The 17,968-nt window shown below is 64.4% G+C and carries 18 protein-coding genes; 2 read left to right on the top strand and 16 right to left on the bottom strand.

Going from position 1 to position 17,968, the window contains the following annotated elements:
* Positions 1-22 precede the first annotated feature (22 nt).
* From murC to WG907_RS07150, 13 genes are all read right to left on the bottom strand, one after another.
* Complete coding sequence (murC, locus tag WG907_RS07090; protein ID WP_340232045.1) at positions 23-1,450, bottom strand: UDP-N-acetylmuramate--L-alanine ligase; 1,428 nt, start codon at positions 1,448-1,450, stop codon at positions 23-25.
* Positions 1,447-2,613 (bottom strand): undecaprenyldiphospho-muramoylpentapeptide beta-N-acetylglucosaminyltransferase, encoded by a 1,167-nt coding sequence (gene murG / locus WG907_RS07095; RefSeq protein WP_340232046.1) that lies wholly within the window; start codon positions 2,611-2,613, stop codon positions 1,447-1,449. The genes murC and murG overlap by 4 nt, the downstream gene beginning before the upstream one ends.
* On the bottom strand, positions 2,610-3,812 hold the full coding sequence (locus WG907_RS07100) for an FtsW/RodA/SpoVE family cell cycle protein (RefSeq protein ID WP_340232047.1): 1,203 nt from the start codon (positions 3,810-3,812) through the stop codon (positions 2,610-2,612). The genes murG and WG907_RS07100 overlap by 4 nt, the downstream gene beginning before the upstream one ends.
* Positions 3,813-3,853: 41 nt before the next feature.
* A complete protein-coding gene (gene murD, locus WG907_RS07105) occupies positions 3,854-5,167 on the bottom strand; it encodes a UDP-N-acetylmuramoyl-L-alanine--D-glutamate ligase (protein ID WP_340232048.1) in 1,314 nt (437 codons plus the stop codon).
* Complete coding sequence (gene mraY / locus WG907_RS07110) at positions 5,164-6,237, bottom strand: phospho-N-acetylmuramoyl-pentapeptide-transferase (RefSeq protein WP_340232049.1); 1,074 nt, start codon at positions 6,235-6,237, stop codon at positions 5,164-5,166. The genes murD and mraY overlap by 4 nt, the downstream gene beginning before the upstream one ends.
* Positions 6,237-7,643: a UDP-N-acetylmuramoyl-tripeptide--D-alanyl-D-alanine ligase gene (locus tag WG907_RS07115; RefSeq protein WP_340232050.1), complete on the bottom strand. Its 1,407-nt coding sequence runs from the start codon at positions 7,641-7,643 to the stop codon at positions 6,237-6,239. The genes mraY and WG907_RS07115 overlap by 1 nt, the downstream gene beginning before the upstream one ends.
* A complete protein-coding gene (locus WG907_RS07120; RefSeq protein ID WP_340232473.1) occupies positions 7,640-9,082 on the bottom strand; it encodes a UDP-N-acetylmuramoyl-L-alanyl-D-glutamate--2,6-diaminopimelate ligase in 1,443 nt (480 codons plus the stop codon). The genes WG907_RS07115 and WG907_RS07120 overlap by 4 nt, the downstream gene beginning before the upstream one ends.
* Positions 9,082-10,794, bottom strand: coding sequence for a peptidoglycan D,D-transpeptidase FtsI family protein (locus WG907_RS07125; protein ID WP_340232051.1), 1,713 nt, complete (start codon positions 10,792-10,794; stop codon positions 9,082-9,084). Before WG907_RS07125 ends, WG907_RS07120 begins: the two co-directional genes overlap by 1 nt.
* Complete coding sequence (locus WG907_RS07130; protein ID WP_340232052.1) at positions 10,794-11,444, bottom strand: colicin transporter; 651 nt, start codon at positions 11,442-11,444, stop codon at positions 10,794-10,796. The genes WG907_RS07125 and WG907_RS07130 overlap by 1 nt, the downstream gene beginning before the upstream one ends.
* The gene (gene rsmH / locus WG907_RS07135; protein ID WP_340232053.1) at positions 11,441-12,418 is read right to left on the bottom strand and encodes a 16S rRNA (cytosine(1402)-N(4))-methyltransferase RsmH; all 978 of its coding nucleotides are present in this window, start codon (positions 12,416-12,418) and stop codon (positions 11,441-11,443) included. The genes WG907_RS07130 and rsmH overlap by 4 nt, the downstream gene beginning before the upstream one ends.
* Entirely contained in the window at positions 12,415-12,912 is a 498-nt protein-coding gene (locus WG907_RS07140; protein ID WP_340232054.1) for a division/cell wall cluster transcriptional repressor MraZ, read from the bottom strand. Before WG907_RS07140 ends, rsmH begins: the two co-directional genes overlap by 4 nt.
* 596 nt (positions 12,913-13,508) lie before the next feature.
* Positions 13,509-13,793 carry a hypothetical protein gene (locus tag WG907_RS07145; RefSeq protein WP_340232055.1) on the bottom strand — a complete coding sequence of 95 codons (285 nt, stop codon included), beginning with the start codon at positions 13,791-13,793 and terminating at the stop codon, positions 13,509-13,511.
* Positions 13,794-13,834: 41 nt separating this feature from the next.
* On the bottom strand, positions 13,835-14,830 hold the full coding sequence (locus WG907_RS07150; protein WP_340232056.1) for a cysteine synthase A: 996 nt from the start codon (positions 14,828-14,830) through the stop codon (positions 13,835-13,837).
* Between the two features lie 231 nt (positions 14,831-15,061).
* Between WG907_RS07150 and WG907_RS07155 the strand changes: the two genes are divergently transcribed.
* Together WG907_RS07155 and WG907_RS07160 are read left to right on the top strand one after the other, a co-directional pair.
* Positions 15,062-16,015 carry a cell wall hydrolase gene (locus WG907_RS07155; RefSeq protein ID WP_340232057.1) on the top strand — a complete coding sequence of 318 codons (954 nt, stop codon included), beginning with the start codon at positions 15,062-15,064 and terminating at the stop codon, positions 16,013-16,015.
* A 337-nt stretch (positions 16,016-16,352) separates the two neighbouring features.
* On the top strand, positions 16,353-16,481 hold the full coding sequence (locus tag WG907_RS07160; protein ID WP_340232058.1) for an entericidin A/B family lipoprotein: 129 nt from the start codon (positions 16,353-16,355) through the stop codon (positions 16,479-16,481).
* 70 nt (positions 16,482-16,551) lie between these two features.
* On the opposite strand, the gene tatC is transcribed toward WG907_RS07160, so the two are convergent.
* From tatC to WG907_RS07175, 3 genes are read right to left on the bottom strand one after another with little or no spacing between them, the layout of a single operon-like run.
* On the bottom strand, positions 16,552-17,328 hold the full coding sequence (gene tatC, locus WG907_RS07165; RefSeq protein WP_340232060.1) for a twin-arginine translocase subunit TatC: 777 nt from the start codon (positions 17,326-17,328) through the stop codon (positions 16,552-16,554).
* Positions 17,325-17,696, bottom strand: a complete 372-nt coding sequence (tatB, locus tag WG907_RS07170) for a Sec-independent protein translocase protein TatB (RefSeq protein ID WP_340232061.1) — start codon at positions 17,694-17,696, stop codon at positions 17,325-17,327. Before tatB ends, tatC begins: the two co-directional genes overlap by 4 nt.
* A gap of 24 nt (positions 17,697-17,720) precedes the next feature.
* Entirely contained in the window at positions 17,721-17,960 is a 240-nt protein-coding gene (locus tag WG907_RS07175; protein WP_340232062.1) for a twin-arginine translocase TatA/TatE family subunit, read from the bottom strand.
* Between the last annotated feature and the right edge of the window lie 8 nt (positions 17,961-17,968).

Here is a 17,968-nt window from a genome sequence, read left to right on the forward strand (position 1 = left end):
TCGAGATAGGGCGCCGTCCTGCTCACGCCGTTTCTTTCGCCTTGGCTATCACCGCCGTCGCCAGCCCGGCCGCCCATTTCGTGATATCGCCAGCGCCCAGGCAGATGATCATGTCATCGGCATGGACATCGGCGGCCAGCGCCGTGGCAAGCGCCTCTGGCCCTTCTATCGTCGCCGCATGGCGATGGCCGCGACGCTTCAATCCCGCGACCAGCGCCGCGCTGTCGACACCCTCGATCGGTTGTTCGCCCGCGGTGTAGACAGGCGCAGCGAACACGACGTCGGCATCGTTGAACGCCTGCTGGAAATCATCCATCAGGTCGCGCAAGCGGGTGAAGCGATGGGGCTGCACTACGGCGATGACTCGCCCCCGCGCGCCTTCCCGTGCGGCGGCCAGCACCGCCTTGATCTCGACTGGATGATGGCCATAATCGTCGATCACCGTCGCGATACCCGCACCAGCCGGTATCTCGCCGACCTTGGTGAAGCGCCGCTTGACCCCCCCGAACTTTGCGAAGCCCGTCTGGATCGTCGCATCCTCGATGCCCATGTGCAGCGCCACCCCGATCGCCGCCATCGCGTTCAGCACATTATGCCGGCCGGGCATCGGCATCTCGATCCCCTCGATCCGCCGGGTCGACCCGTCGCGCTCGCGGATCTGCACGTCGAAGCGGTTGCCGCCGGGGAAGCTGACTACATTTTCGCCACGAATATCGGCCTGCGCGGAAAAACCATAGGTCACGATCCGCCGGTCCTGCACGCGCGGCAGGATCGCCTGCACCTCCGGATGGTCGAGGCACAGCAAGGCCGCGCCGTAAAAGGGCACATTGCCGACGAACTCGACGAACGCGTCTTTCACCCTGTCGAACGATCCATAATGATCGAGATGCTCGGGATCGATGTTGGTGACGACCGCGATCGTGCCGTCGAGTCGCAGGAAACTACCGTCGCTTTCGTCGGCCTCCACCACCATCCAATCGCTATTGCCGAGCCGCGCGTTGGACCCATAGCTGTTGATGATGCCGCCGTTGATGACGGTCGGATCGACCCCGCCCGCATCCAGCAGCGCCGCGACCATCGACGTCGTCGTGGTCTTGCCGTGAGTGCCCGCGATCGCGACGGTGGATTTAAGCCGCATCAGTTCCGCCAGCATCTCCGCCCGGCGGATCACGGGCACACGGTTCTCCAGCGCCAGCTCGACTTCGGGATTGCCGCGCTTGATCGCTGTCGACGTTACGACCACGGCGGCGTCGCCCAGATTTTCCGCCCTGTGGCCGATCATCACCGCGATGCCTTTGGCGCGCAGACCTTCGACGACATAACCTTCCGCGACGTCTGACCCTTGCACCTTGTAGCCCAGATTATGCATCACCTCGGCGATGCCGGACATGCCGATGCCGCCAATGCCAATGAAATGGATCGTGCCGATGTCGGTGCCGACACCCTTCATGCGGGAACTCCCTGAAGATTGAGGGTGACAGGCGTCGGTCCGACCCGCACCGGATCATTGACGATCGGCGCGTGGCCGATGCTTTCGAGCAGGTCCGCCATGTCGCGCGCGGCGTTGGGCCGGCCGCAGGCGCGCGCGCGCTTCGCGGCATTCTGGAGCGCGCCCGGCTCCATGGCCATCTTCTGCATCTGCTTGGCCAGTTCGACCGCCGTAAAGCGCGCCTGCGTGATGGTACGCGCCCCGCCCGCTTCGGTCATCTCGCGCGCATTGGCTGTCTGGTGGTCATCCATCGCGCTCGGCAACGGGACAAGGATGGCGGGCCTACCCGCGCAGGTCAGTTCCGCAAGCGTCGATGCCCCCGCCCGGGCGATCACCAGATGGGACCAGCCAAGTTTTTCGGGCACATCGTTGAAATAGGTCGCGAGGTCCGCCGGGATCTCAAGGCTGGCGTAAAGGCCGCGCACCCGCTCGATATCCGCTGCACGGCACTGCTGCGTTACCTGCAAACGGCGGCGCAGGCTGAGCGGCAGCATAGCAAGGCCGTCGGGCACGACCGATGAGAGGATGCTCGCCCCCTGGCTGCCGCCGATGACGAGCAGGCGAAACACGCTCTCGTCGGTCAGCGGCGGGAACTCCTCGTCGCGCAGCGCCTTGACTTCCTCGCGCACGGGATTGCCGATCAGGTGGACTTTAGAGGCATATTTGTCCTTCAGCCGCTCGATCACCGGATAGGCGGTCACGATCGCGTCCACACGCCGCGCCGCCAGCCGGTTGACGCGGCCCAGTACCGCATTCTGCTCATGGATCGCGGTGGGCACGCCATCGGCCAGCGCGGCCAGCAAGGTCGGAACGGTCGGATAGCCGCCGAAGCCCACGACGGCGGTAGGACGAAAGGTTTCGTTGAGCCGCCGCGCCATCGCTCGTCCGGCAAGGATCGCCTTGATTGCCGGCGCCCAGCTGGCCGGATTGCCCGTCATGCGACCAGCGGGCAGCACATGGACCTGCGCCCGCTCGAAAATGCCGGGGATCTTCGCGCCACGCTCATCCGTCACCAGTGCGACATGGTGGCCGCGCGCCATCAACTCTTCCGCTACGGCATGGGCCGGGATCATATGACCCCCGGTCCCACCGGCGGCGAGCACGAAATGACGGGAAATGCTCATCGGCCGCTCCATTTGACCACGGTATGCCGGCCCATGAAGGGATTGCGCCGCGTAAACGCCAGCAGCAGGCCGATACCGATGCTGAGCGCCAGCATAGAGGAGCCGCCATAGCTGATAAAGGGCAGCGTCATGCCCTTGGATGGAAATATCTGCGCGTTGACGCCCATGTTGATGATCGCCTGAAGCCCGAATTCCGTGGTCAGACCCGCGGCGGCGAGGATGGTGAAATTATCCTCCTCGTCCAGCAGCCGCAGCAGCACCCGCACGATGATGGCGAGATAGACGAGCGCGATGGCGATGCAGGCAAGCAGGCCGAACTCCTCGCCGATCACCGAAAAAATATAGTCGGTATGGGCTTCGGGCAGGCGAAACTTGTTCTGCCCGCCGCCCGGTCCTACCCCGGTAAAGCCGCCATGCGTGATCGTGCGAAAGGCGAGATCGGTCTGGTCCGGCCCGGTATCGAGGCTGACGCCGATGCCAAGGAAGTCGTTGATCCGCTGCCGCCCATTTTCATAGAACATATAGACCAGCACCAGCAGCGCGATGCCCGCCGCGCCCAACGCGCCGATCCAGCGCATCGCAACGCCCGACAGCAGCAGCAATGCGGCCCAGCAGGCGCTAAAAATCACCGTCTGGCCGAAATCGGGTTGCCGCATCAGCAACAACGCGATCAGCGCGGTCAGCACGAAGGTCAGCCGCATGACGGGCAAGGTCGCGTCCTTGCCGCGCAGGGAAAGCAGCCAGGCGACCGCGACGACATAGGTCGGCTTGAGGAACTCCGATGGCTGAAACCGGAAGCCGGGCAGGTCGATCCAGCGCTTTGCACCGTTCACCGTGCTGCCCAGCAAGGGAACACAGGCCAGCATGACGAGAAAAAACGCGCCCATGAACAGGGCGAAGCGCCGCGCCTGGGGCCGGGGCAGCATGGAGATGACGAGCATGACCGGCAGGCCGATGAGCACCCAGATGAGCTGACGATAGAAATAAATGAGCGGGTTGACCGCGACCGCGCTGGTCGACCGGTCGATCGCCGCCACCGGGGACGCGGCCGCGACAGCGACGAGGCCGATCGCCATCAGCGCGACGATCAGCGACAAGAGAACGCGGTCGATCTCCCAGAACCAGATGGCCAGCGCCGTCCGCTCGCGCGGCACGGTGCGGCCCCTGAAGCCCTTCACCAGCTCGCCCGGTCTAAACATGCGCGTCGCCCCTTCCCCGTTCATGACGTGCCCGACATCCGCTATTCCAGCGCCGCGACGGCGGCGACGAAGGCATCGCCACGCGCCTCGAAATCGCGAAACTGGTCGAAACTCGCGCAGGCCGGCGACAGCAGCACGACATCGCCCGGCTGCGCCACCCGCGCCGCCCGGCGGACAGCAGCCGATAGCATCTCACTATCGTCCACCGCCATATGCGGGCGCAGCAGATCGGCGAACATATGCCCCGCTTCGCCAATCGTATAGGCGTGCGCGACATTGCCGAACTGCGAGGCGCATTCGTCCAGATTGTCGGTCTTGGCAAGCCCGCCGACGATCCAGTGGATGCGGGCCTTGCCATCAACCGGCGGCCAGGCGGCGAGCGCCGGCGCGGTCGAGGCGGCATTGGTCGCCTTGCTGTCATTGACATAGAGGACGCCATTCAGTTCGCGCACCGCCTGCATCCGGTGGGGCAGGCTGGCATAGCTGGCCAGCGCGGGAAAAATATCGTCGTCCGAAATATCAATTGCGCGCGCCACGGCAATGGCGACAGCCGCGTTCTGAGCGTTGTGCGGCCCCTGCAAGGCCGGCCACTCACATTGACCGGCCGGATTGATATCACCGGACGCAACCGGGACGACAATATTCCCCAAGCCTTGCAGGATCGTCCGGCTCGGCTCATCTTCTGTCGCAATCACCGCCACGTGCTCCGCAGACTGCATCGCGAACAGCCGCGCCTTCGACGCCACATAGCCCTCGAACCCGTTATAGCGATCGAGATGGTCCGGCGTGATGTTCAGCAGCACGGCAACATCGCAATCGAGGCTCTGGGTCAGGTCGATCTGATAGCTGGACAGCTCCAGCACATAGACACCCACGCCATGCAGGTTCGGCTCCAGCGGCTCCTGCCCCAATATCGGCAGGCCGATATTGCCGCCCATGCGGACAGGGAAACCCGCCTGCCCGACGATATGGTGGATCAGCGCGGTGGTGGTCGACTTGCCGTTGGTGCCGGTGATGCCGATCACCTTGTGGGGCGGCAGGGTCGGCCGGGCGAGCGCGAACAATTCGATGTCGCCGATGATCGGCACGCCCGCGATCGCCGCGCGCATGGTGATGGGATGCTTGTTGAGCGGCACGCCCGGCGACACGACGATGCCGTCGAAACCGGCGAGGTCGATCTCCATCGGATCGCCGATCTCCGCCTTGTCCGCGACCTGATCGCGCGCCGCCTCCTGGCTGTCCCATGCGACGACCCGCGCGCCGCTCGTGACCAGCGTCTCGACGGTCGCAAGGCCGGACCGCGCCAGCCCCAACACTGCATAGGTCTTGCCGGCAAAGGCGCTGCTGACGATCATCGCAGCTTCAACGTTGCAAGACCGGCCAGCGCCAGCACGAAGGAGATGATCCAGAAACGGATCACGACGGTCGGTTCGGCCCAGCCGAGCTGTTCGAAATGATGATGGATCGGCGCCATCTTGAATACGCGCCGGCCGGTGCGCTTGTAGAAAAAGACCTGGATGATGACGCTCATCGCTTCGACCACGAACAGCCCGCCGATGATGCCCAGCACGATCTCATGATGCGCCGTCACCGCGATCACGCCCAGCGTACCGCCCAGCGCCAGGCTGCCGGTATCGCCCATGAATACGGCGGCCGGCGGGGCGTTGAACCACAGGAAGGCAAGACCGGACCCGATGATCGCACCGCACAATATGGTCAGGTTGCCCGCGCCCGGCACATGGGGGATGCCCAGATAATGGGCGAAATCCGCGCGCCCCACGAGGTAGACGATCAACAGGAAAGCGAGGCTGCAAATGATGACCGGCATCGACGCCAGGCCGTCCAGCCCGTCGGTCAGGTTCACCGCATTGCCGAACGCGACGATGACGAAGGCGGCGAAGAGAAAGTAGAATGGCCCCAGCTCGATCGCCGGGCCATTGTAGAAAGGCACATAAAGCGCCGTATTGCCATGCTGATTCACGATCAGCCAGGCGGCGAAACCCGCGATCAGGAACTCCGCCACCAGCCGCGCCTTGCCCGACAGCCCCTTGTGGCTGGCCTTGGTCACCTTGTCATAATCGTCCATGAACCCGATCGCGCCGAACCCCAGCGTCACGAACAGGCACGCCCAGATATAGATGGAGCTAAGGTCCATCCACAACAGCACCGAAGACACCATCGACGTCAGGATCATCAGGCCGCCCATGGTCGGCGTGCCCCTCTTGGCGAGGTGAGTCTGCGGCCCATCGTCGCGAATCGGCTGCCCCTTGCCCTGCCGCACGCGCAGCCAGCCGATGAAGCCCGGCCCGATCAGCAGGCCGATCACGAGCGCGGTCGCGATCGCCGCGCCGGCGCGAAAGCTCAGATAGCGGATGAGGTTGAACACCCCGGCAAAATCCATGGTCTGGGCGAGCCAGTACAGCATCAGTCCGTGTCTTTCCCTGTCGCGGCGGGCCACGACATAGTTTGTTGGAACGTTGCAACCAGCCGCGAAAGGCCGATCCCGTTCGATCCCTTGATCAATATCGCATCGCCCGCGCGGACCTGCGCCTGCAACAGCGTGATCGCGGCCTCTGCATCCGCCACATGGTCGAAAGCGACGACGCCGTCCAGCCTGCGCGCGAGCGGGGTCATCTCATCCCCCACCAGAATCGCATAATCGACCCGCCCCGCCGTCAGCGGCCCGACCAGTCCTTCATGCAGTTCCACGCTGCGCTCGCCCAGTTCGCGCATGCCGCCCAGCACCGCGATGCGCCGCTCCGCCTGTTCCCGGCCCAGCTGCTTGAGCGTCGCGGCCATGCTGAGCGGATTGGCGTTATAGCTTTCGTCGATCAGCAACGCTTCACCGCCGCCGGCCGGCACGCGTCGACGCTCGCCGCGCCCCGGCAGGCCCGGTAGCTCCGCCAGCGCCAGCCCCGCGATTCCAAGGTCGCCGCCCACTGCCTCCACCGCCGCCAATATGGCGAGCGCGTTCGACACCCAATGTTCGCCCGGCGCGCTGATGGTGAAACAGATTTCCGCGCCCGGCAGCGCGGCCGTGACCAGCGTCCCGCCTCCCGGTGCCGGCACCGCTTCGCAGGCGCGCACGTCGGCGCCTGCTCCAAGACCGAAGGTCAGGATGCGTCCCGCATAGCGTTCCGCCTTGTTGTAAAGCGTCGCCACATGCGGGCTGTCATAGGGAATGATCGCGGTCCCGCCCGGCTCCAGCCCTTCGAAAATCTCGCCCTTCGCCTCGGCGATCGCGGCTTCCGTACCGAAAAATTCGATATGGGCGGGGGCAATGGCGGTGACGATCGCGGCATGCGGCCGCACGAGCCGGGTCAGCGCCGATAACTCCCCGGCATGGTTCATGCCCATTTCGAACACGCCGAAATCGCAGTCCCTTGGCATCCGCGAAAGGCTGAGCGGTACGCCGACATGGTTGTTATAGCTTTTGACCGACCGATGCACCGACCCCGGCGTCGCCCGATCGAGCGCGTGGAACAGCGCCTCTTTGGTGCCGGTCTTGCCGACTGATCCGGTAACGCCGATCACTTTGCCGGCCATGCGTTTGCGCGACGCACGGCCCAGCGCTTCGAGCGCGGCGGCGCTGTCTTTCACCAGCACATGCGGCCGGTCGACCGGCTGGCTGGTGATCGCCCCGGCCGCACCCTGATCGAACGCCTTGTCGAGGAACCGATGGCCATCGGTCGCTTCCCCCTTCATGGCCACGAACAGGTCGCCACCCGTCACTTCGCGGCTGTCAAAGGCGACGCCGGATACGGTGAAGGGCGCCGACGCCGTTCCGCCGGTGGCGGTGGCGATTTCTTCGGACGTCCACAGGTCGCTCAACCGGCGCACTCCCGCGCCACGGCCACGTCATCGAACGGCAGCACGCGATCGCCGATGATCTGGCCCTGCTCATGCCCCTTGCCCGCGAGCAGCACGATATCGTCGGCACCCGCCAGCCCGATGGCGGCGGCAATCGCGGCGCGGCGACCGCCGATCTCCTGCGCACGAGGTGCGCCCGCCATTACGGCCGCTCGGATGGCCGATGGCTCCTCGCCCCGTGGATTGTCGTCGGTGACGATGACATGGTCGGCGAGGTCCGCCGCAACCTGCCCCATCAGCGGCCGCTTGCCCGTATCGCGATCCCCGCCCGCGCCGAACAGCGCGATCAGCTTGCCCCGCGTATGCGGCCGCAACGCCTCGATCGCGGCGCGCAGCCCGTCGGGCGTATGGGCGTAGTCGACATAGACCGGCGCGCCCGCCTTGCTGATAACCGCCCGCTCCAGCCGACCGCGCACCGGCTGCACCCGCGCGAGCAAGTCCATCACTTTCGCCCCATCGCCGCCCGTCGCGATGATCAGACCAGCGGCCACCAGCGCATTGGCCGCCTGATAAGCGCCGATCAGCGGCAGGTTGACCTTATAAAGCTTGCCATCGGCGTCGATCTCCAACGTCTGACCCAACTGGGTCGGGGTGCGGTTGGCAAGACGCAATGCCTGCCCCTTCACCCCGACGCTCAGCACACGAAGCCCCCGCTTCGTAGCGCGTTGGATGGCTTTGTCCGACCATATGTCATCGGCCCAGATCACCGCCGCCCCGCCGGGCGCGACGACCTCGTCGAACAGCCGCATCTTGGCTTCGAAATAGCGGTCCATATCGCCATGATAGTCGAGATGGTCGCGCGACAAATTGGTGAACGCCCCCGCCTGCACCGGCAGGCCTTCGGTGCGATATTGATCGAGGCCATGGCTCGACGCCTCGAACGCGGCATGGGTGACGCCTTCGCGCTTCAGGCCCGACATATTGGACAGAAAGGTCACGATGTCGGGCGTCGTGAGGCCGGTCGACACCTGATCGACCGACGTGGTGACGCCCAGCGTGCCGATCGAGGCGGACGCCTCGCCCATCATGCGCCACAATTGCCGCACCAGTTCGACCGTGGAGGTCTTGCCGTTGGTGCCGGTCACGGCGACCGTCACATCGGGAAAGGGCGCGAAATAGCGCGCTGCCAACTGCGCGAACAGCCGGCGCGGATTGGCATGGGCTATGTGTATAGCGCCGGTGACGCTTGCTTCAGGCCGCGCCACCACCGCGATCGCCCCCGCGCGGATCGCATCGGCGATATAATCCTCGCCATTGACGCGCTGCCCCTGGAACGCGCCGAACACCGTGCCCGGCGCGACCTTGCGATTGTCGATGGCAAAGCCCGTCACCGGCGTCTCGATGTCGCCTCCCGTCCCTGCCGCCGCGTCCAGCCCGTCGATCAGCGCAGCCAGCCGCATCATTCCTCTCCCTTGGCTTTCCAAAGGAGCGGCATCAGATCCGAAATATCCACGTCGCGGCGCTCGTCCGGCATGATGCCCAGCATCGGTCCGATCCGCTCCACGACGCGCTTGACCACCGGCGCGGCCGTCCAGGCGGCGGTGCGCAGGCCGAACGTCTGCGCATTGCCCTTGGGCTCGTCCATCATCGTCAGCACGACATAGCGCGGATTATCCATCGGGAATGCGGATGCGAACGTCGTCACCAGCGAACTCTTGTTATAGCCGCCCTCCTGGGGCTTTTCGGCCGAACCCGTCTTGCCGCCCACGCGATAGCCCTTGGCGTCGGCGCTGCGACCCGTACCCGCCGATACGATCATGCGCAATAATTGCCGCATCCGCGCGCTGGTCGCGGCGGAAAAGACCCGATGCCCCTTGGCGACTTCGCCCGGCTTGATCTTGCGCAAGGTCGCTGGGCGCCAGATGCCGCCATTGACGAGCGCGGCATAGGCGCTCGCCAGATGCAGCGGCGTAACCGCGATGCCATGCCCATAGGCGACGGTCATGGTGGTCGCCCGGCCCCAGCTCGAAGGCCAGATACCCGCCGCCCGCTCCTTCAATTCAATGGGGGCACGCTGGTCGAAGCCCAGGCTGCGAAACAATTGTTGCAGCGGCTGGGGGCCCATCTCGTCGGCGATGCGGGCGGTGACGATGTTCGAACTATGCACCAGAGTCTCGGGCACGTTGAGCCAGCGGTGCATCGGGTGATCGTCCTTGATGCGAAAACCGCCGACCTCAATCGGCGCGGTCGCATCATAGCGCTTGCTCATCGACGTGACGACGCCCTGGTCCATCGCCTTGCCGATCGACAGCGGCTTGAACGTCGAACCCAACTCATAGCGCGCCTGCACCATCTGGTTGCACAGCGGCGACTGGCTGCATGTCTTGCCCGCATAATTGGCCAGCTTGTTGGGATCGAACACGGGGATGGACGCCATCGCGATCACTTCGCCGCTATTGGCATCGAGGATCACGCCGCCCGCGCCCTTGGCGTTTTGCGCGATCATCTGCGCGTAAAGCTCGCTTTCCAGCGCACCCTGTACCCGGCTGTCGATCGATATCGCGAAGGGTTCGCCGCGCAGCGCGGGATCGGTCAGGCGCTCGTTGAACGCCGCCTCCACACCCATGCCACCCACGCCTTCGGGCGTCGGCGCGAAGCCCAGCACATGCGCCGCAAGCGTGCGCTGCGGATAAAGCCGCTCTTTTTCGCGCGGGAATTCGATGCCGATCTCACCCAGCGCGTTCACCGCCGCCACCTGTTCGGGCAGAGCGCGCCGGCGCAGATAGGCCCAGGGCTTGCCGGTCAGCTTCTTGTAGAGAACGGCTTCCTTTTCGTCGGGGAAAATCTCGTGCAGCTTTCGCGCCAGTTCGGCCGGGTCGCCGATCAGCTTGGAGGGGCGCACCGCCACCGAATAAGCGTCCATCGTCCGCGCCAGCGGCACGCCGTTGCGATCGACGATATCCGCGCGGGCGGGCAGAAAGGCCGACACCGCGTCGTCGCCATGCGCGCCATTGGCAAAAATGCCGACCCACAGGAGCCGGCCGACGAGCAAGGCGGTGATGCCCAAAAACAGGATCAGCAACAGCATCAGCCGATTGTGGGCGATCGCCGTCAGATTGACCCGCTGGCGACCGGCCCGCGCCCCGCCGGGCTGGACGATGATCGTCGCCATCAGCGCGCATCCCTGCGGCGTTCGCGCGCCGCCTTGGCGCTGATATCGCCCAATGTGCTGTCATCCAGCAGCTTGGCGTCCAGCATCGCCATCCGCTCGGCGCGGCGGGCAACCGGATTGGGCTTCGATACATCCGCGTCCGCCTTCGCCTTTTCCCGCTCGGTGCGCGGCGCGGGCTTCGCGATCTTGTCGACATCATCCTCGGCATGGGCCGCGCGGATGATCTGGATATCGCTGCGGATCTGGGTGGCGGCGGGGCTTGCCGGCGCCGCCTGCGGCGCGGACGGCAGGTCGGCTGGCGTTTCCACCATCGCCACCATCACCGGGGCAGCGACATAATCCGGTCCGTTCGGCTGAATGCCCTCAAGATGCGCCAGTGCGCGCTCGCCGCCCAGATATTGCGCCGATCCCGGCGTCGCATAAAGGAAATCCTCGGCATTCCATCGTTCCAGCTGACGCATGCTGGACCGCGCGCTGAATTCCGTCTCCAGATAGCGGATGTCGCCCCGCGTCCGTGCGATCTGCGCCCGCACCCGCATCAGCTCGTTGCGCTCGGTCGCCACTTTGAGCGACACCAGATAGGCGCCCAGCGCACCCAGCGCGACCAGCAATACCCAGAACAGGCTTTGCAACCTCTTCACCGCGATCATGGGCGCGCACTCCGGTTGGACGAATGGGGGCCAGTTGAAACGGGCAAAGGCGCGGCGGTGCGGACGGCGCTGCGCAACGTGGCGGACCGGGCGCGGGGATTGCGCGCCAGTTCGGCCGCTCCGGGTCGTACGGCCTTGGCGGGCCGCTCGAATGTGGGCAGATCAGCCGCCTGACGCTCGGGCAAATGACGCGATCCTGCGCTCTCGCCGCCGCTGCGCTGGCGCAGAAACTGTTTGACGATCCGGTCCTCGAGGCTGTGGAAGGTCACGATCGCGAGCCGGCCGCCCGCCATGAGCACCGCCTCCGCCGCTTCCAGTCCACGCTCCAGTTCTTCAAGCTCACGGTTCACATGAATCCGGATCGCCTGAAAAGCACGCGTGGCCGGGTCCTTCTTGTCATGGGGTTTGTGACCGAGCGCACGGCGCACGATGTGGGCAAGCTGCGCTGTTCGCTCCAGCGGACGCGCTTCGACTATGGCGCGCGCGACGCGGCGCGAGCGCGGCTCTTCGCCATAGCGATACAGGACATTGGCGATATCCTCCTCTGACGCGGTGTTGAGGAAATCGGCGGCGCTCGTCCCGCTTTGGCTCATCGTCATGAGCAGCGGACCATCGGACTGGAAGGAAAAGCCGCGATCGGCACGGTCGAGCTGCATCGATGACACGCCGATGTCGAGCGTGACGCCGGACACGGCGGTGACGCCATGCTCGGCGAGCAATTCCTCCATGCGCGAAAATTCGCCTTCGATCAGGGCGATGCCTTTTTCGTCGGCCAGGACGCGCCCTTCACGAATCGCATCGGGGTCGCGGTCGAAGGCGATGACCCGCGCACCCCTTGCCGCCATCGCCCGACTATAGCCGCCAGCGCCGAACGTGCCGTCGACATGAATTTCGTCAGGCGCGATGGCCAGTGCATCGAGCACTTCGTCCATCAGGACGGGGATATGACGATCGGAATCGACGGGCGCGCTCACTTGCCGCCCTCCGCATCGCGCTGGTCGAGCCAGCGGCGCACCTTGTTGCGGATCAGTTCGGGACGATCCTTGCTGTCGACCAGCGTCTCTGGCTTCCACAACTGGATGTAGCGACCGACGCCGTAAAAGAAGAGCGAGTCGGTGACGCCATATTCGTCCTTGATGTCGGGATGCAGGAAGAAGCGGCCGCCATCGTCGAAATTAACGGGCTCGATCGTGCCGAGCCGGCGCTCCAACTCGATATCGGCATCATAGGCGCGGCCCGCGGCGCGGGCCTCGCGCGCCAGATCCTCGACCTCTTCGAACAGGAAACGCCGGTGCGAATCGCCAAAGCCGACGGCGCAGGGATTATCGCCGTGGACGGAGAGATAAAGCGTGGTCTCGCCGCCGCTCGAAAGCTTCACCTGACGGCGCATCTCGAGGGGCAGAACGAACCGGCCCTTGCCGTCCGCTGCGCTGAACGCGTTGCCCGTATAGAGAATGACGTCCGCCACGCGATCGACCCAGCGCCCCCTTAGTCCACGGGGCGCAAGCGTCGGCCCGCTGAATCACGCATGCGATCCAGTGCGCAGGACAAGCCAAGCCTTTCACGACCCCAATGGAAACCCAGATACCAAGCGCCATCGATCATGAAAAGGGAAATTTCGGGACGATTTGGGAAATCCTGTTTTGTTCTGTTTTTTATTTGGTTAATATGGCGAATGGTCGGGAATGCGTGTTGGAAATGGCTGGCTCTCCGTCCATTCGCGCTGGAATGTGGGTGTCGTACGCAAAATGTGAGCCGTTCGCCCTGAGCGAAGTCGGAGCCTGTCCTGAGCGCCTGCCGCAGGCTGGCAGTCGAAGGGGGTCGTGCTGAGCGGAGGCGAAGCGGACTTCATTGCGTTCAGGGAAGTCTGCGACGGAGTCTCATCCCGAATTCATGCCGTTCCCCGGGCGAAGGCAGGGGCTCAGAAATCAAAGCCTGGAAATCAAGGCAAAACTTCAGCCCCCGGACCCGGACTTGGCCGCGAACGCCTGCAAGAGATGGATCGCCGGCCGGACCATTTCGACCCGACTCCCATTTCACCTGCGCCGCTACCGGCCCTCCGCCTCAGCGGTCCATCGGCCTTCTGAGCTTGGGGTCGGGTTGCAAGTCAGGCACGATGGGGGCCTGTTCCGGCGCAGGCTGGACGCCCAGTTCCGCAAGCGGCTCCTTAGGCATGGCGGCGTTACCCGTCAGCGTCGGCACGGCGGCCGGCGGCGCGCTCGGGTCGGCAATGCGCGCCTTGTCGATCACGATATTGGCGAGGCCTACGAGCAGGACGACGCCCGCCAATCCGGTCAGGCCGATCTGGACTCGCTGCAACCCTTCCTGTCGGCGGGGATTTTCAGCCATGCGTGCGCTCATTCCATGTCCGTCGCCGGCAAAGGCCGCGATCAGCTATCTTGCGCCAGCCAGGGGAAGACCGTCAACCCCTTGGATTCCAGCCATTGCCGGTTGTAGAGGGTCGACAGATAGCGGAATCCGGTGTCGCACAGGATGGTGACGATCCGCTTGCCCGGCCCCAATTGCCTGGCCAAAGCCACCGCGCCCGCCACATTGATGCCGGACGACAAGCCCAGGCATAGCCCCTCTTCGCTCAGCAGGCGGCGGACCCATTCCAGCCCCTCCTCGTCGGAGACGCGGAACTGCGTATCGATCGGCGCGCCTTCCAGATTGGCGGTGATCCGCCCCTGTCCGATGCCCTCGGCCACGGAACTGCCCTCGGCCTTCAGTTCGCCATGGGCGTAATAGTTGAACAGCGCCGCGCCATGGGGGTCGGCCAGGGCGATCGTGATCCCCTCATCATGCGCCTTGAGGCCAAGGCCCACGCCCGCGATCGTCCCCCCTGTCCCGGCGGCGCAGACGAAACCGTCGACCTGCCCTTCCATCTGGGTCCATATCTCTTCGGCGGTGCCCACGATATGCGCCTTGCGATTGGCGATATTGTCGAACTGGTTCGCCCAGATCGCATTGTCCGTCTCTTCCGCGATCCGGCGCGACGTGTGCACGAAATGCCCCGGATTGGAATAGGCAGCTGCCGGCACCAATACCAGTTCGGCGCCCAGCGCGCGCAGCGTATCCATCTTTTCGCGGCTCTGCGTTTCGGGCATGACGATGATGGTCTTATAGCCTTTGGCGCTGGCGACAAGCGCGAGGCCGATACCGGTATTACCCGCCGTCCCTTCCACGATCGTCCCGCCGGGCTGGAGCAGCCCCCGCTCTTCGGCATCGTTGACGATGAACAGGGCGGCACGATCCTTGACTGAAGCTCCGGGATTGGCGAATTCGCATTTGGCATAGATGTCGCAGCCGGTCGCCAGCGACGGACCGGCAAGGCGCACCATCGGCGTGTTGCCGATAAGGGCGAGACTATCATTCTGAAGCAGCATGGACCACGCATAGCGGAGCGCGCCCGCCTTTGCCAAGCAAGGGAATGAAGCCACGTTCAAATAGGATATTTGCAGCGTGGAGTGGAGGGAATGGTTTTAAGCTTTGTGACGGTTAACGTCCCGTTGCGGCACAGGCCGAAATCCGGGGAAGAAGTGGAAAGGAAATTCGCGTAAGGGCAACGCTTCGGGCGATGTGCCCATCGAAGGTCCCGGATGCTGGCGCAGCGACATATGAGAGAGTGGATCAAGCGAGGCGCATGGGCCGTACTGGCCCTGCTTGCCCTGGCCGCGCCGCGCTTTCTGACCGCAGCGCCACTCGACATGCTGGATGCGGCACGGACGCGCGCCATCGATCCTGCCGAAGACTCGGGCCTCAACTTTCCCGGCTCCGCCTTTTTCTTTGCCGAAGGGGCATTCGATCCCGCCCCCGGCGCGCTCACCATCCAGAGCGAACATGTTCTGGGGCTGGCCGACGTCCAGACTGCGCCTGCGACCATGTTTCGCGGCCTGACCGGGGTCGACAGCTACCGCGCGCTCAACTGCCTGACCTCCGCCATCTATTATGAAGCGGCCAGCGAACCTGATGAAGGCCAGCGCGCCGTGGCGCAGGTCGTGCTCAACCGGGTACGCAGCCCGCTCTGGCCCAACAGCGTCTGCGGCGTCGTCTATCAGGGGTCGGAACGAACCGATTTCCGGTGCCAGTTCACCTTCAGCTGCGATGGGTCCATGGCCCGCCTGCCGAGCGCCGCCGGCTGGGCAAGGGCGCGGCGGATCGCGCAGGATGCGCTTTCGGGTCTAGCCTACAAGCCGGTCGGCCTGGCTACCCATTATCACACGCTGGCGGTGCGGCCGGCATGGTCGGGCACGCTGCAACCGGTTGCCGTGATCGGGGCGCATATCTTCTATCGCAACCCCGGCTTCAACGGCACCCCGGCCGCCTTCCGCGTCGCTTATCTCGGCCGGGAAACCCAGTCGGGCCCGGCGCTGCGCGTCTGGCCGGTCAAGCCCGTCACGCCGGTCGAGGATCTGGCGGCGCCCTATGCGGGCGTCCCCGTGCGAATTGCGCCGTTCGGCGCGCCGGCTGCGCCTCAGGCGTGGCGCCCCGCTTCGCCCCCGGTCGATGACGGGCTCCCGCAATCGACCATCCGGGAAGAATATCGCAACACTGGCCGCCCGCTTATCTGATTTTTTTCGGTTAGCGTCCAATTAACGGCCCAAATAGCTGAATTTTCTACTCAATATATCGCTGACTTTTTTCGCGGCGCGGGGAACCGATCCGGACGATGGCGGTTTTATATTCCGGACAGCAAATCTTTTGCCCCCCGCTCTTGCTGTCCACAAACATGGGCCCGGAACGCTTCTCTCCCCCCGATGCGTTCCGGGCTCAAATTTTTTTGGCGCGGAAAAATCCCCAAATACCAAATCTTTTCGCAAGCGGAACGCTTTTCCCGCTGGCGGGTTTTCTTTCAGGCCATCGGCGTGGGAAACCGCCCGACCGCACGATTTCATCAGGAGACCCAATATGACGAAGAAGATTGTCGCCGCCCTGCTCCTCACCGGTTCGCTGATGGTGGCAGCATGCAACACCGTCGAGGGCGCGGGCAAGGATGTGCAGAGCGCGGGCAAAGCCGTCGAAAAGGCTGCTGACTGACGCTCGATCCTCTTTCGGGCGCCTATGCGCCCGGCATGAAAGGCTCGCCCGTTGGCGGGCCTTTTTCATGTCAGGCCATCAGGTCGCGCTCGGCCTCCCGCGCCTGCTTCCGGTCGGTGAACCAGATCGCGACGATGGTGATTTCATAAAGCAGCAGCAAGGGGATGGCGAGCATCAGCTGCGACACGACATCGGGCGGCGTCAGCACGGCCGCGAGAATGAAGGCGCCGACGATCATATAGCGCCGCATGGCGATCAGTTGCGCGCGGCTTACGAAGCCGGCGCGATTGAGCAGCATCAGCAGCACCGGCATCAAAAAGCTGATGCCGAATGCCAGGATGAACTGCATCACCAGCCCCAGATAAGCGTCCGCGCTCGGCAGCGCCTCGACCTGAAGGCCGCTGCTATTCCCTTGAAATTCCAGGAAGAAATGGAAAGCCGTGGGCATGACCACGAAATAAGCGAGGCTCGCGCCCATCGCGAACAGAAAGGGCGTGGCGAGGATGAAGGGCAGCAATGCCTTCTTTTCCTTGGCATATAATCCCGGCGCGACGAACGCCCAAAGCTGGTTGGCGATGATCGGAAATGACAGCACGAACGCGCCGAACACCGCGATCTTCACCTGCACGAAAAATGCCTCGTACAGCTTGGTATAGACCAGCCGCCCGCCCGCACTGCCAAACGCCTCCTTGAGCGGGTGGACGAGAATGGCGAAGAGCGTATCGGAAAAATAAAAGGACACCGCGCCGGTCAGGAACAGCGCGTAAACGCATTTGAGCAAGCGCCCGCGCAACTCGATCAGATGATCGAGCAGCGGCGCCTTGCTGTCATCGATGTCGCCGATCATGCCGCCGCATCACCCCTGGGCGACGGGGCCGGCTCGCTCCGGGACGCGTCCGCCAGATAGGGTGGCTTGTCGTCCGGCGCAGACGCATCGGCGATCGGTGAAGGCAAAGCCTCCATCACCGGCTCGGCCTCGGGTGGATGCTCCGCCATGATGCGCTGGTTCTGCGACGCCCATTTCTTTTCGAGCTCTTCCATCTCGACTTCGCGTACCATGGCGTCGATGCCAGTGCGAAAGTGGCGGGCCATGCCCTGCGCCTTGCCGACGATCTGACCCACTTTGTACAGCGCGCGCGGCAAATCCTTCGGGCCGATCACGATCACCGCGACGATCACGATCAGCAACAGCTCGGATGAATCGATTCCAAACATAAGTGGCTTTACCCGGCCCCGAAATCAGGCCTTGGTCTTTTCTTCCGTTGCGCTGGGGGAGTCCTGCTCGGGCACGCGATGTCCTTCGATCCGCGAGGCCGGCTTTGCCGACGCGACGTCGTCATCATCCTCGGCCATGCCCTTTTTGAAGCTTTTGATCCCCTTGGCGACGTCACCCATCAGGCCCGATATGCGCCCACCACCGAATAGCAGCATGACGACCAGGAGCACGATCACCCAGTGCATCAACGAAAAAGAACCCATGTCTCAAT

This window comes from Sphingobium fluminis, assembly GCF_037723805.1.
Classification (GTDB): Bacteria; Pseudomonadota; Alphaproteobacteria; order Sphingomonadales; family Sphingomonadaceae; genus Sphingobium.

Excerpts from the sequence above, each read along its gene's own strand:
- tatB (WP_340232061.1), bottom strand. The coding sequence starts at position 17,696 with ATGTTTGGAATCGATTCATCCGAGCTGTTGCTGATCGTGATCGTCGCG.
- WG907_RS07155 (WP_340232057.1), top strand. The coding sequence starts at position 15,062 with ATGAGAGAGTGGATCAAGCGAGGCGCATGGGCCGTACTGGCCCTGCTT.
- WG907_RS07125 (WP_340232051.1), bottom strand. The coding sequence starts at position 10,794 with ATGGCGACGATCATCGTCCAGCCCGGCGGGGCGCGGGCCGGTCGCCAG.
- WG907_RS07145 (WP_340232055.1), bottom strand. The coding sequence starts at position 13,793 with ATGGCTGAAAATCCCCGCCGACAGGAAGGGTTGCAGCGAGTCCAGATC.
- murD (WP_340232048.1), bottom strand. The coding sequence starts at position 5,167 with ATGATCGTCAGCAGCGCCTTTGCCGGCAAGACCTATGCAGTGTTGGGG.
- WG907_RS07175 (WP_340232062.1), bottom strand. The coding sequence starts at position 17,960 with ATGGGTTCTTTTTCGTTGATGCACTGGGTGATCGTGCTCCTGGTCGTC.
- tatC (WP_340232060.1), bottom strand. The coding sequence starts at position 17,328 with ATGATCGGCGACATCGATGACAGCAAGGCGCCGCTGCTCGATCATCTG.
- WG907_RS07120 (WP_340232473.1), bottom strand. The coding sequence starts at position 9,082 with ATGCGGCTGGCTGCGCTGATCGACGGGCTGGACGCGGCGGCAGGGACG.
- WG907_RS07160 (WP_340232058.1), top strand. The coding sequence starts at position 16,353 with ATGACGAAGAAGATTGTCGCCGCCCTGCTCCTCACCGGTTCGCTGATG.
- murG (WP_340232046.1), bottom strand. The coding sequence starts at position 2,613 with ATGAGCATTTCCCGTCATTTCGTGCTCGCCGCCGGTGGGACCGGGGGT.
- murC (WP_340232045.1), bottom strand. The coding sequence starts at position 1,450 with ATGAAGGGTGTCGGCACCGACATCGGCACGATCCATTTCATTGGCATT.
- WG907_RS07150 (WP_340232056.1), bottom strand. The coding sequence starts at position 14,830 with ATGCTGCTTCAGAATGATAGTCTCGCCCTTATCGGCAACACGCCGATG.
- WG907_RS07100 (WP_340232047.1), bottom strand. The coding sequence starts at position 3,812 with ATGTTTAGACCGGGCGAGCTGGTGAAGGGCTTCAGGGGCCGCACCGTG.
- WG907_RS07130 (WP_340232052.1), bottom strand. The coding sequence starts at position 11,444 with ATGATCGCGGTGAAGAGGTTGCAAAGCCTGTTCTGGGTATTGCTGGTC.
- mraY (WP_340232049.1), bottom strand. The coding sequence starts at position 6,237 with ATGCTGTACTGGCTCGCCCAGACCATGGATTTTGCCGGGGTGTTCAAC.